At 66.6% G+C, this 12,923-nt stretch carries 10 protein-coding genes; 5 read left to right on the forward strand and 5 right to left on the reverse strand.

The features are described from left to right. Positions 1-88: 88 nt before the first annotated feature. Entirely contained in the window at positions 89-556 is a 468-nt protein-coding gene (locus C7401_RS22510) for a YaiI/YqxD family protein (protein ID WP_112173607.1), read from the reverse strand. 246 nt (positions 557-802) lie between these two features. On the opposite strand from C7401_RS22510, the gene C7401_RS22515 reads away from it, so the two are divergent. The 3 genes from C7401_RS22515 (at position 803) to C7401_RS22525 (ending at position 5,341) form a co-directional block, all read left to right on the forward strand. Further along, entirely contained in the window at positions 803-1,855 is a 1,053-nt protein-coding gene (locus C7401_RS22515; protein ID WP_258397189.1) for a sensor domain-containing diguanylate cyclase, read from the forward strand. Positions 1,856-1,991: 136 nt separating this feature from the next. Next, positions 1,992-3,824, forward strand: a complete 1,833-nt coding sequence (locus C7401_RS22520; RefSeq protein ID WP_112173609.1) for an SLC13 family permease — start codon at positions 1,992-1,994, stop codon at positions 3,822-3,824. A 56-nt stretch (positions 3,825-3,880) separates the two neighbouring features. Further along, positions 3,881-5,341, forward strand: a complete 1,461-nt coding sequence (locus tag C7401_RS22525) for an alpha/beta hydrolase (RefSeq protein WP_112173642.1) — start codon at positions 3,881-3,883, stop codon at positions 5,339-5,341. A 69-nt stretch (positions 5,342-5,410) separates the two neighbouring features. On the opposite strand, the gene C7401_RS22530 is transcribed toward C7401_RS22525, so the two are convergent. After that, positions 5,411-6,484: a S1C family serine protease gene (locus C7401_RS22530; protein WP_112173610.1), complete on the reverse strand. Its 1,074-nt coding sequence runs from the start codon at positions 6,482-6,484 to the stop codon at positions 5,411-5,413. A 574-nt stretch (positions 6,485-7,058) separates the two neighbouring features. Between C7401_RS22530 and C7401_RS22535 the strand changes: the two genes are divergently transcribed. Both C7401_RS22535 and C7401_RS22540 read left to right on the forward strand, forming a co-directional pair. Further along, entirely contained in the window at positions 7,059-8,108 is a 1,050-nt protein-coding gene (locus C7401_RS22535; RefSeq protein ID WP_112173611.1) for an AI-2E family transporter, read from the forward strand. 63 nt (positions 8,109-8,171) lie between these two features. Then, positions 8,172-9,638, forward strand: a complete 1,467-nt coding sequence (locus tag C7401_RS22540) for a metal-dependent hydrolase family protein (RefSeq protein WP_258397190.1) — start codon at positions 8,172-8,174, stop codon at positions 9,636-9,638. A gap of 12 nt (positions 9,639-9,650) precedes the next feature. Here the strand turns inward: C7401_RS22540 and C7401_RS22545 are convergent, their stop codons facing one another. The 3 genes from C7401_RS22545 to C7401_RS22555 form a co-directional block, all read right to left on the reverse strand. Continuing rightward, on the reverse strand, positions 9,651-9,851 hold the full coding sequence (locus tag C7401_RS22545; protein WP_112173644.1) for a DUF2905 domain-containing protein: 201 nt from the start codon (positions 9,849-9,851) through the stop codon (positions 9,651-9,653). 71 nt (positions 9,852-9,922) lie between these two features. Beyond that, a complete protein-coding gene (locus tag C7401_RS22550) occupies positions 9,923-11,482 on the reverse strand; it encodes a sulfatase-like hydrolase/transferase (RefSeq protein WP_112173612.1) in 1,560 nt (519 codons plus the stop codon). A gap of 50 nt (positions 11,483-11,532) precedes the next feature. Next, the gene (locus tag C7401_RS22555) at positions 11,533-12,852 is read right to left on the reverse strand and encodes an MFS transporter (RefSeq protein WP_112173645.1); all 1,320 of its coding nucleotides are present in this window, start codon (positions 12,850-12,852) and stop codon (positions 11,533-11,535) included. Positions 12,853-12,923 lie beyond the last annotated feature (71 nt).

A 12,923-nucleotide genomic window follows, 5' to 3' on the forward strand; every position in this document is an offset into this window, starting at 1 on the left:
CACGCCTGAGTTTGCCTGAATTTGCGCGCCGGTACGGCGTGCGGCGCGGCAGGACGGCACCTTCTCTCTCTCCCGAGATTTCTGCCGCTCAAGGCGTTGCGCGAGGCGGTGTGCCGTGCCGCGCAAGAAACCGGTCGAGCTGGCTGGCAAACGCCTTGCTGTCGCGCGCGCTGAACGGCGCCGGGCCACCCGTTTCGATACCCGCGTTGCGCAGTTGGTCCATGACGTCGCGCATCGTCAGCCGCTCCTGGATATTCTCGCGCGTGAACCAGTTTCCGCGCGGATCGAGCGCATGAGCGCCCCGCTCCAGCACCGCGGCGGCGAGCGGGATGTCCGCCGTGATCACCAGGTCGCCCGATGCGGCGAGCTCGACGATGCGGGCGTCGGCCACGTCGAAACCCGCCGGCACCTGGATTGCCTTGATAAAGGGCGACGGCGGCGTGCGCAGAAACTGGTTGGCGACCAGCGTGACCGTGACTTCGGCGCGCCGCGCGGCCCGGAACAACATGTCCTTGATGACGGCCGGGCAGGCGTCAGCGTCGACCAGTATTTGCATGAAGGCGATTCCCCTACGTTAAACGGCGATCATATAGCAAGGCGGCCGGCCGCTTGCCACCGCCGCCTGCAAGCACGCGCGCGCCGCGCGCTGCGATCCGGCCGCCGCCGCCGGCTCAAGTCTGGCCCCGATCTGCCGTAATAGAAGGCTTCGGAATATTCTCGATGCATCGTGACACACCCCGGGAACCAGCCTGTAGCGGACCTTGCTGCGCTAATCGAAACCGTCCAGCGTAACGAGCGCGCGTTGAAGAGCTTCCAGGACGTGGAGCTGCGCCTGATCGCGGCGCACGACTGGAGCGCGTTTCTCGAAGGGGTGTTCGTCTACCTGCCCGAGGTGTTCGGCCTCGCTTCGGTCAGCGTCTGGCTCGACCGGCGCACGCCGCTCCTGCGCGACCTGCTCGAAGCCGAATGCGCTCGCGCCGACCTCGAAGCGCATCTGAAAACCGGGATGCAGGGCGGCCTCGCGCTGTCCCACCTGTGCGCGGACAACCTGCCGTGGCTGGGCCGCGTGAGCGAGCTGGAGCCTGCCGTGAGCGAGACCTTTTTCGGCGCGCAGGCCGCGGCCGGGAGTGCCATCGTGCTCCCGCTTCTCACCCGCACCCAGGTGCTCGGCTATCTGTGCCTGGCCAGCGACGACCCCGCCCGCTTCGACGCCACCATGGCGACCGATCTGCTCATGCGCTTCACGCGCGTGGCGGCGGCGAGCCTCGACAACGTCGCGCACCGCGAGCATCTGCGCCGCACCGGCGTGACGGACCCGCTCACGGGCCTGTCGAACCGCCGCTATTTCGACGAGCGCCTGCATCACGAAATCCGGCGCGCGAGCTCGCACGCGGCGCCCATGTCGTGCCTGTTCATCGACATCGACCATTTCAAGCTGATCAACGACACCCACGGCCATGCGCTCGGCGACCTCGCGCTGGGCGCCATCGGCACCTGCCTGAAGCAGCACGTGCGCGTGGGAGACACCGTTTCGCGCTACGGCGGCGAAGAGTTCGTCGCGCTCCTGCTGTGCGAGTTGCCCGATGCGCTGGCCGTGGCCGAGCGGATCCGCCGCGCGGTCGAGGCCATCGAACTGCTCGACGACGAGGGCGAGCGCATCGCGCTGAGCGTGTCGATCGGGGTGGCGCCGTATCGCGTGAGCGCGCTAACCCACGGACAAACAGACGCGCCCGAAGCCGCCGAAGCGAGCCCCGAGGCCGCCGCGCGCTCGTTGCTCGACGAGGCCGATCAGGCGATGTATCAGGCCAAGCACCAGGGGCGCAATCGCGTGTCCCTGCTCGCCGCGCGCCAGTGAGCCGCTAGCGCGGCGGCACGATAAAGTGCCGCCAAAACAGCGACTTGCGGCCGCGCGCCGACACCGAATCCCGAAAACCGGCACTATTTGCGGTAGCAGTGGTTTCCATGGCCCGTTCGCGAGGCGTAGCGGAATCATGTCTACCGACCTTTTGATGACCGTTGCGTGCCTCGCCAGCGCGATCGCGATGTTCCTGATCGGCCGGCCCCGCGCGGACGCGGTGGCGCTCATCATGATCGTCGCGCTGCCGCTCACGGGCGTCGTGAGCGTGAACGAAGCGCTGGCGGGTTTCGCGGACCCGAACATCGTGCTCATCGCCGCGCTGTTCGTGCTCGGCGACGGACTCGCGCGCACGGGCGTCGCCCAGCGCGTGGGCGACTATCTCATCGAGCGCGGCGGCTCGAACGAGCGCCGGCTCGTGATGCTGATCATGGCCATCGTCGCCATGATGGGCGCGGTGATGAGTTCGACCGCCGTGGTCGCGATCTTCATCCCCATCGTGATTCGCATCGCGCGCCAGTCGGGCGTCTCGCGCGGCCGGCTCCTCATGCCGGTGAGCATGGCGGCGCTCACGAGCGGCATGCTCACGCTCGTCGCGACGACGCCCAATCTCGTCGTCAACAGTGCGCTGGCCTATCGCGGCTACGCCGGCTTCGGTTTTTTCGCCATCACACCCGTGGGCGCGCCGATTCTCGCCGCGATCATCGCTTATATGCTGTTCGCGCGGCGCTTTCTGAACGGCGCGCGGCAGGACGACGCGGCCAAACGGCCTTCCGTGAACGACTGGGTGGCGCGCTATTCGCTCGAAGGCCGCGCGTTTCGCCTGTGTGTCGGGGCGGCCTCGCCGCTCGTGGGGCAGACGCTCGGGCGCTGCGGGCTGGACGACGATCCCGTTGCGCACGTCGTGGCGATCGAGCGGGCCGCGCGCATGGGCACGACGGTGCTGCTCGCCACGGCCGACAGCAGCATTGCGCCCGGCGACGTGCTGCTGCTCGACGTGGACGCCGCCGGCTTCGACGTACAGGCCTTTTGCGAGCGCAACGCGCTGGTGGAGCGCCGCATGTCGGGCGCATACTTCACCGACCAGACCCACGACGTGGGCATGGCGGAGGTGATCGTGCCGCCCGATTCGTCGCTCGTGGGCAACCTCGCGCGCAGCTCCGCCACGCTCGCGCGTCACGGCGTCACGGTCGTCGGGCTGCGCCGCGCCGAGGCCGCGCACGTGAGCGACCTGCAAACCACGCGCCTGAAAGTCGGCGACACGCTGCTGGTGGTGGGGCCGTGGATCGATATCTTTTCGATGCAGTCGGTCGAGCACGACATCGTGTGTCTCGCCATGCCGGTTGAAAGCGAGGCCTACGTGCCCGTGCCGCACAAGTCGCTGCACGCGCTCGGCAGCATGGCGCTCGTAATCGCGCTGATGCTCGCGCCCGGCGTGCCGAACGTGCTCGCGGGCCTGATCGGCTGCCTGCTCATGGGTGTGCTGGGGTGCGTGAGCCTCGACAGCGGCTACCGCGCGATTCACTGGCGCAGTCTCGTGCTGATCGTCGGCATGCTGCCGTTCTCGATCGCGCTGCAACGCACGGGCGGCATCGACATCGCCGCCGACGCCGTGCTGCGCGTGGCGGGCGACTGGGGAGCGCATGGCTTGCTCGGCGCCGTGTTCCTGCTCACGCTCGTGGTGGGCACCGTGATTTCGGGCACGGCCACGGCGGTGCTGATGGCGCCCGTGGTCATTGCGATGGCGGGGCACCTGCATGCGTCGCCGTATCCGTTTGCGATGACGACGGCTGTCGCCGCCTCGGCGGCCTATATGTCGCCGGTCTCGAATCCGGTGAACGCGCTCGTGAGCACCGCGGGCGGCTATCGGATCCGCGAGTTTTTTTTCGTCGGCATGCCGGCGGCCCTGGGGGCGCTCATCATCACCGTAGTGGTCGTACCGCTGTTCTGGCCGCCGTACCCGCGCTAGCGCGTGGCACGGCGGGTCCACCGTTCGCGAGGCATTGACCGGACATGGCGAATTTCATGACAAAAACGTGGCTGTGGCGCTGGACGAAGCGGCTTTCCCTTTTCGTGCTGATCGCGTTTCTGTGCATCGTGGCCGTGCGGTTCTACGACGCGCAGCGCAAGGCGCCGCTGAGCGTGTGGCATACCTGGGTGCCCGAAGAGATGCACGAGCACGAAATCGACCAGGCGACATGGGCCGATTACATCGCGCACGAAAACCGCCTGTTCGATGCGGTCAAAAAGAATGTGACCGACAAGTTGCCGGAGGACGAGCGCGTGCCGGCCAATCGCTATTTCTCGGGCAGCCCGATTTATCCGGGGCGCTTTCGCACGGACTGGAACCGCTCTTACACGCTCATGCCCGAGGGCGCGCCGCGCGGCGTGGCCGTGATGCTGCACGGGCTGACCGACTCGCCATACAGCCTGCGCCACATCGCGCAGCGTTATCAGCGCGATGGCTTTGCGGTGGTGGCGGTCCGGCTGCCTGGGCACGGCACGGTGCCCTCGGGCCTGACCGAGGTGACGGCGGAAGACTGGGAGGCGGCCACGCGGCTCGCCGTGCGCGAAGCGCGCCGGCTCGTGCCGGCGCCCGCGCCGCTGCATATCGTGGGCTTTTCCAACGGCGGCGCGCTGGCGCTGCAATATTCGCTGGAAGCGGTGCAGAACCCGAGCCTGCCGAGGGCGGACCACCTGATCCTGATCTCGCCGATGATCGGCATTACGCGCTTTGCGCGCTTTGCCGGGCTCGCGGCCTTGCCGTCGATCCTGCCTTCGTTTGCGAAAGCGGCGTGGCTCGACATCGTGCCGGAGTTCAATCCGTTCAAGTACAACTCGTTTCCCGTGAACGGCGCGCGCCAGTCCTGGCGCGTGACCCAGCGGGTCCAGCAGGAACTGGCACAGGCGGGCCGTAGCGGGCAACTGGCGCAGTTGCCGCCCGCGCTGACCTTCCAGTCCGTGCTCGACTTCACGGTGAGCACGAGCGCGATCGTCAGTTCGTTGTATGCGCAACTGCCTGCCAACGGCAGCGAACTCGTGCTGTTCGATATCAACCGCACGGCGCAATGGAGCCCGCTGCTGCGCGCTTCGATGCGCGACGCGCTGCGCCGCATCGCGCCCGCACCGCCGCTGCGTTACCGGCTGACGTTGCTCACCAACGCGTCGGCCACTTCGCCGCAAGTGATCGAGCAGAGCACTGCCGCCAACGAAACGACGGCGGCCGTCAAACCCACCGGGCTCGACTATCCGCCCGACGTGTATTCGCTTTCGCATGTGGCGCTGCCGTTTCCGGTGACCGACTCCTTGTACGGCCGCACGCCCGACCCCGACGACGACCTGGGCATCCACCTCGGCGCCCAGTCCGTGCGCGGTGAAACGGGCGCGCTGATCGTGGGCGCGGGACTGCTTACGCGCCTGTCATGGAACCCGTTTTATCCGTACATCGTCGAGCGCATCGACTATCTGGCGCACGCTTCTCCCTGATTCTGCCTGTGCGTTGCGTGCTGCCCAGCGTGCGCCGTATGTGCCGTGTGTGCCGTGTGCCCGGTGCGATCAGCCCTGCGCGAGGTCGACCTGCGCGATCATCCGCTCGCCGTCGCGGTTGACGACGATCGACACGGCCTCGTCGGCTTGCGCGATCATCTTCTGCAACTGGCCGACGTTGCGCACCTTGACGCCGTTGACCGCGACGATCACGTCACCGGCGCTGATGCCCGCCGCCCGCGCCGGACCCGCTGCGCGCATGACCAGCACGCCGCCGTCGACGCCGATCTGCTGCGCTTCGTCGCCGGTGAGCTGCCGCACGGCCACGCCAAGGCGCGGACGCGGCGCGTTGCTCGCGTAACCCTGGTTGCCGCCTTGCACGATCTGCTCCTTCATCTGCATGGCTTCGTCAATCGGAATCGCGAACGAGAGACCCTGGAAGCCGCCCGTGCGCGAGTAGATCATCGAGTTGATGCCGATGACTTCGCCGTTGAGGTTGAAGAGCGGGCCGCCCGAATTGCCTGGGTTGACGGGCACGTCGGTCTGGATGAGGTGCGTGGGGCTGTCTTCCGAGAGCTGGCGCGACTTCGCGCTGATGATGCCCGAGGTCACGGTGTTGTCGAGCCCGTACGGCGAGCCGATCGCCACGACCCAGTCGCCCACCTTGCTGCTGGCGGGGTCGCCGATCTTCACCGTGGGAAAGCCGCTGCCGGGAATCTTCAGCACGGCCACGTCGCCGGCCTTGTCGGTGCCGATCACGCGCGCGCGCAGCGTGCGGCCGTCGGTGAGCTTGACGGTGACGGCGTCGGCGTCTTCCACCACGTGGTTGTTGGTGAGGATGTAGCCGTCCTGGCTCACGATGAAGCCCGAACCCAGCGCGCCCGAGTGGCCGCTTTCAGACTCCGGGTTCTCCTTGACGACCTCGATGTGCACCACGGCCGGGCCGTATTTCGCCACGATTGCCGAGAAGTTCGGCGCCTGGCCCGTGGCGTTGTCCGCCTTGGGCATCGGCGCGGACACGGTGGTTTTCAGTTTGCTGCTTTCGTCCGCGCTGGCGTGCCCATGGGTGACGACCCACGTGCCGGCGACCGCCAGCGCGACACCGGCGATCAGGCCCCGGCGCCGATACTTATTCGTGCTCATAGCGAAGGTAAAAATGGGAGGTTGATGAAGATGCGCGTAAGGTACTTTTTGCTGCTTAAACGTGACTTAAAGTGAAACGCGATCTTTTGCTCTCCGAAAAAGTCGATGTTCACGCAACCATCATAAAGGGCCGGAGTCGTTCGGATTCCATAGCGGGTGGCCATGACGCCGCCGCGCGATCGGCTTCGCCAGCCAGCGAACGAGCACGTCTTTTCCAAAGCGTCTAGTCTTGCGAAGTGGTGGCAGATTGCACCCGACGGCGGTTTCGGCGCGCGATGATGCGCTGCCGCAAGCGGCACGGTGAAAGCCGCGAGGAATTGAGGGCCGGAGTTGCGCGCGCACCTGGCGCGGCGGACGCCAATGGCTTGCTAACGTCCCGTTCGGGCGCGTGCAGGCGGGACGCCGGATTGCGCGGCGAGCGTCCGGCGCGACATGAAAAGTGATTCGTCATCCCAGGCATTTCACGTCACGCGAGGAAAGCGATGGCCCTTGCCGCACAGAAGATGAGCCGCCCGCCACGCGCGGGTACGGCTTCGTTGGCATCGGGCCGCAATGCGGTTGCGCCGGGGACGCCATGAAACAGGATCTTGTTACCGCCACCTGCGTGCTGCTCATCGCCGTCATCACGGGATGGGTGCTGTATATCGGGCGCCCGGTGCTGGTGCCGATAGCGTTTGCGATCATCACGTCGTATGTGATTTACGGGATCGCCGAAATTCTGCGGCGCGTGCCGCATGTGGGCAAGCGTATTCGCGCCGGGGTGCGCTACTGGAGCGCGGCTGGGCTCATTCTCGTGGCGGCGTGGCTGGCCACCGAACTGCTGCTCTCCGACACCGACCGCATGCTGGCGGTGGCGCCCAAATACGAAGCGACGCTGCTCGCGCTGCTCACGAAGCTCACGGCGCTGCTTCATCTGGAGACCGAAGCGTCATGGGCGGCGTTTCGCCGCGAGCTGCTCGCGGCGGTGAATGTTCAGTCGCTGCTCACCTCGCTGCTCGGCTCGCTCTCCTCGCTCATGGCGACCACGCTCGTCGTTCTGCTGTACACGGCGTTCTTCATGGTCGAGATGGGGCGATTCCGGCGCAAGCTTTCGGCGGCCATGCGCGGCAAGGCCGACATGGAACCGGTGATCGACGCCATCAACGCGAAAATCGGCACGTATCTCGCGTTGAAGGCGCTGCTCGGTGTGGTGCTCGGTATTCTCAGCTGGGTGTGCATGCATCTGGTCGGGTTGGAGTTCGCGCCGCTCATCGCCGTGCTCATCGTGCTGCTCAACTTCGTGCCCTATGCCGGTTCGCTCATCTCCGTCGCGTTTCCGGCCTTGCTCGCCGCGCTTCAGTTCGGGCAGTGGAACGAGCCCATCACGCTGCTCGTTTCGCTCTCGGCCATCAACTTCGTGATGGGCAACGTGCTCGACCCGTGGCTCATGGCCGGGTCGTTGAACCTGAGCCCGGCGGTCATACTGATGAGTCTCGCGGCCTGGACCGCCATCTGGGGCATTCCGGGTGCCTTCCTCGCCGTGCCGGGAACGGTGGCGCTCACGATCATTTTTTCGGCCTTCAGCTCCACACGGCCGCTGGCGATGCTGCTGACGAAAGAGGACGTTGCGAGGCCGGTCGATTGAATCGATTGAATCGATTGAATTGACGGGACCGATCGAGCCGCGCCTCAACTTCTCGGGTGATCTATGGCTTCCAGAACGAAACGTAGCGACAGGACACTGGCCCCCGCTTATTCCTGCCTGTGCGACAAGGCGCTGGCGAACTATGCGAACCGCCGCATCGGCGCCGATCTCGCGCGCCGCGGCTTCCTGGCGGGCATGGGCGCGTCGATGCTTTGCACCGTGCTGCCGGAACTCGCCCTCGCGCAGCAACCCGCCGCCGCCGCGCCTGGCGCGCAGCCCACGACGTTGACGAACTTCCGTCTCTTCGACGGCAAGTCGGGCGCGTTGCAGGACGGCATGTTCATGGTCGTCGACGGCAACCGTATTTCGCAGTTGCGCCGCGGAACGCCGGGTGCGACGGACGGTCAGCGCGTGATCGACTGCGGCGGCAAGGTGATGATGCCGGGCCTCATCGACGTGCACTGGCACACGCTGCTTGCCGCGTTGCCTATTCAGACCATCATGCAGGCCGACCTGAGCTTCGTTTATCTGGCGGCGGGCGCGGAGGCGCAGCGCACCTTGCTGCGCGGCTTCACGACCGTGCGCGACGCGGGCGGTCCCGCCTTTGCGCTCAAGCAGGCCATCGACGCCGGCATGCTGAGCGGTCCGCGCATTTACCCCTCCGGCGCAATGATCACGACGACCGGCGGTCACGGCGACTTCCGGCTGCTGACCGATGTGCCGCGCACGTCAGGCCAGATCAGCGAGGTGGAGCGGACCGGCGCGGCCGCCATTGCCGATTCGGCGGACGAAGTCCGCCTGCGCGTGCGCGAGCAGTTCATGATGGGCGCCACGCAGATCAAGCTCGTCGGGTGCGGCGGCGTCTCCACGCCGCGCAGTCCGCTGGACATGCTCACCTTTACGGAGCCGCAATTGCGCGCGGCCGTCGAAACGGCCGCTGACTGGGGCACCTATGTGCTCGTGCACGCGTACACGCCCGAAGCGGTGAAGCGCTCGCTTGCCGCCGGCGCGCAATGTGTCGAGCACGGTCACCTGATCGACGATCGTACCGCCGAATCCATGGCGAAAAGCGGCACGTGGCTCAGCACGCAACCCTTCACGAGCGAAGAAGATGTCGCGCCGCTGCCGCCTTCGAGCCGGGAGAAGTTTCTGGAAGTCACGACCGGCACGGACAACATGTACAAGCTCGCGCGCAAGCACGGGCTCAAGGTTGCGTTCGGCACGGACCTGATCTTTTCGCAGGTGCTCGCCACGCGCCAGGGCACGATGCTCGGGCACCTGACGCGCTGGTATTCGGCTGCCGAATCACTGCGCATGGCCACCGGCGGGAACGGGCAGTTGCTGGCGCTGGCGGGCGAGCGCAACCCGTATCCGCACAAGCTGGGCGTGCTGGAAGAGGAGGCGTATGCCGATCTGCTGGTGGTGGCGGCCGACCCGCTTCAGGACATGTCGGTGCTGGCCAACCCGGATCAGAACCTGCATCTGATCATGAAAGACGGCCGCATCTACAAGGACAGGCTGAAGGCGTGAGGAGGGCTGCGCTCAACGCCGCAGCAGCCAGAATAGCAGCGACACCGCCACCGAGATCACGATGCACGTGACCACGGGAAAGTGGAAGCTGAATCCGTCGCGCACGATATGAATGTCGCCCGGCAGGCGGCCGAACGGGATGCGCGCGAGCCAGCGCCAGGCCAGGCCGACAAGCACGCACAACAGGCCAATGGCGATCAGGTAACGGTTCATGAAGCTGCGACGCGCGGTGGCCGAAAACACCATCATAGGCTCACGCGCGCGACCCTGTCACCGCCGCCGCTTTACCACAGGCCGTAGAAAACGCCGGCTTCCCGGTCGCGGTGCGTTTCGGCCGCCACGGACGCGGGCGAGACGGTGGTGCGCGTGCGGCGATTGCAGAACCAGTCGAGCAGGCGTGCACGCATGGCGTCGATCACGGGCGCCGAGGCCGCGTCGCCTGCGCAATCGCGCAGTTCCTGCGGATCGCGTTCGAGGTCGAATAGCTGCGGCGCGAAACCTTGCCAGTGAATGTACTTCCACTTCGCGGTGCGCACCATCCATGCGCGGCACGCGTCGGGCTCGCGGCCGAGCAAGAGACGCGATTCGCGGTACGCATAGTCGAGTTCGGAGAAGACCGCGTCGCGCCAGTGGTCCGGCGTGCCCGCCGCGCGCGTGAGCGCGAGCAGCGAGCGGCCTTCCAGGCGCTCGGTGGCGAGCGGCTGGCCGAGCGCCTCCAGGATCGTCGGCACGGTGTCGATGGCCTCGACGAATTCCTCGCGCACCTGGCCGCGCTGCGCGTCGGCTTGCGCGGACGGGTCGTAGACCAGATACGGCACGCGCTGCACGGTGTCGTAGAACAACTCCTTTTCGCCCAGCCAGTGGTCGCCGAGAAAATCGCCGTGATCGGACGTGAATACGATGAGCGTGTCGCGCCAGCCATCCACGCGGTCCAGGGCCTCCCACAGACGGCCGAGATGGTCGTCGAGCTGGCTGATGAGCCCCTGATACGCGGGGCGCACGGTACGGACTGTCTCAGCGCGCGCGAAGTTGACGCTCTCCTCCTGGCGGCGGTAGGCCGAGATTACCGGGTGCGCGTCGCGCAGTTCGTCAGGATGCCGAACGACGGGAAGGCATTGGTCCGCCGTATAGCGGTTGTGATACGGCGCGGGCGCCATGTAAGGCCAGTGCGGCTTGACGTACGAGAGATGCAGAACCCATGGCTCGTCGCGGTGCTTCTCGATGAATTCGATCGCCTGATTCGTCGTGTATGCGGTTTCCGAATCCTGCTCGGCCACGCGGGCGGGCAGATACGAGTGCCGCATATGCCAGCCGTTCACAACCTGGCCTTGCTCGTCGATGGCCGAGATGACGTAGTCGCTCCACGGGTCGTCGCCCTCGTAGCCGCGCGCGCGCAGGTACTGCGCATAGCTGCCCACGGGCTCGGCGCGGTGGCCGTCGTAGCGGTCGACCAGCGTGAAATAGCCCTCGCGCAGCAGCGCGGCCAGTTCGCTGTCGCCCTCGATGCCAAGGCGCTGGTAAGTCGCCTGGTCCGAGGAGAAGTGGCTCTTGCCGCACAACGCGAGGCGCATGCGCTGCTCGGCGAGGTAGGCGCCGAGCGTCATTTCGCTCGCGGGCAGCGGCACGCAGTTCCAGCTCGCGCCGTGACTCGATACATAACGCCCCGTGTAGAACGACATGCGCGAGGGACCGCACACGCCCGATTGCACGAAGGCGTTCGAAAAGCGGTTGCCGCACTGCGCGAGCAGGTCGATGTTGGGCGTGCGCAGGTACGGGTGGCCGTAGCACGACAGATGATCTGCGCGCAACTGGTCGCACATGATGAACAGGACGTTGCGGGTCATGTCAGGAAATTCAGGAGTCCGTGTTGATATGGCGTGAGGAACGTGAGCGATCAGCGCGCGGTCGCATCGGGCTTCAATGCGTCGTCGTAGGGCGAGCCGCCCGCGCACGGCGCGGTTTCCGGCATGGCGAGCAAGGCGAGCACGCCGACCACGGCTGCCGTCGTCACGAACAGCGCGGGCATCATCTTGTTGCCGGTGACGCCGATGAGCCAGGCGACGGCGAACGGCGCGATGCCGCCAAAGAGCGTGGTGGCGAGGTTGTACGAGATCGACAGACCCGTGGCGCGCGTGCGCGTGGGGAACAGTTCGGCGAGCGCGGTCGACGCCGGCCCGAGCGCGGCGGCCATGAGGACGGCGAACACGGTTTCGACGGCGAGCAGCCGCCCGAGGCTCGGCCCGGCAATCAGCCACGCGAACAGCGGATAGAGCGTGAGGATATAGCCGACCATCGAAACGGCCATGACGGGTTTGCGGCCCACGCGGTCGGAAAGCAGGCCGAACAGCGGAATCAGCGCCATGCGTGCGGCGCCGGTGAACATCAGCACGATGAATGGCGCGTCCACTCGCAGCTTGAGTTGCTGCACGGAATAGATCGGCAGATAGACGTTGAGCACGTATTGGGCGACCGAGCCGAACACCGTCAGGCCGAACGCGATCACGAGCGAAGCGCGGTTGTTGACCCAGAGGTCGCGCAGCAGGGCGCTTGCGCGCGGCTGGGCTTCCCTGGCTGCCGCCGTGTAGGCGGGCGCCTCGTGCAGACGCGTGCGAATATAGAAGCCGACCGGACCGATCAGCAGTCCGAACAGAAAGGGAAGGCGCCAGCCCCAGGCGTCGAGCGAGGCGGCGGGCAGGCCGCGCGTGACGAGCGCGCCCATGCCCGCCGCGACGACCGCCGCGCAAAACTGCCCGAAGTTCTGCCAGCTGCCGTAATAACCGCGCCGCATGCGCGGAGCGTACTCGATCAGCATGGAGGTCGAACTGCCGAACTCGCCGCCCGCCGACAGTCCTTGCAGCAGCCGCGCGAACACGATCAGCACGGGCGCGGCAACGCCGATGCTCGCATAGCTCGGCGTGAACGCCATGATGGCCGAGGAAACGGTCATGAGCAGAATGACGAGCGAAAGCGCGGCCTTGCGGCCGGCGCGGTCCGCGTAAATGCCGAGCAGGATGCCGCCGAGCGGCCGCACGAGAAATGCGCTGGCGAAGGTGGCCGTGGCGAACAGCGTCGCGACGCTCGGGTCGGTCGCCGGAAAGAACTGGCGCGCGATCACCACGGAGAGAAACCCGAACACGATGAAGTCGTACCACTCGAAGGCATTGCCGATGGTGGCGGCGACGATGGCGCGCCGGTGCTGGGCGGGAATGGTCATGTTGCGGGTCTCCTCGTTGGCGCTGCGTGTGTTGGTATGCATGGATGCAGCGGGGGACGGCGATGGCCGAT

Source organism: Paraburkholderia unamae, from assembly GCF_003268775.1.
Taxonomy (GTDB): domain Bacteria; phylum Pseudomonadota; class Gammaproteobacteria; order Burkholderiales; family Burkholderiaceae; genus Paraburkholderia; species Paraburkholderia unamae.

Coding starts and splice junctions, on each gene's coding strand:
- C7401_RS22545 (WP_112173644.1), bottom strand. CDS start 9,851: ATGAACCGTTACCTGATCGCCATTGGCCTGTTGTGCGTGCTTGTCGGC.
- C7401_RS22525 (WP_112173642.1), top strand. CDS start 3,881: ATGACAAAAACGTGGCTGTGGCGCTGGACGAAGCGGCTTTCCCTTTTC.
- C7401_RS22540 (WP_258397190.1), top strand. CDS start 8,172: ATGGCTTCCAGAACGAAACGTAGCGACAGGACACTGGCCCCCGCTTAT.
- C7401_RS22550 (WP_112173612.1), bottom strand. CDS start 11,482: ATGACCCGCAACGTCCTGTTCATCATGTGCGACCAGTTGCGCGCAGAT.
- C7401_RS22530 (WP_112173610.1), bottom strand. CDS start 6,484: ATGAGCACGAATAAGTATCGGCGCCGGGGCCTGATCGCCGGTGTCGCG.
- C7401_RS22510 (WP_112173607.1), bottom strand. CDS start 556: ATGCAAATACTGGTCGACGCTGACGCCTGCCCGGCCGTCATCAAGGAC.
- C7401_RS22520 (WP_112173609.1), top strand. CDS start 1,992: ATGTCTACCGACCTTTTGATGACCGTTGCGTGCCTCGCCAGCGCGATC.
- C7401_RS22535 (WP_112173611.1), top strand. CDS start 7,059: ATGAAACAGGATCTTGTTACCGCCACCTGCGTGCTGCTCATCGCCGTC.
- C7401_RS22555 (WP_112173645.1), bottom strand. CDS start 12,852: ATGACCATTCCCGCCCAGCACCGGCGCGCCATCGTCGCCGCCACCATC.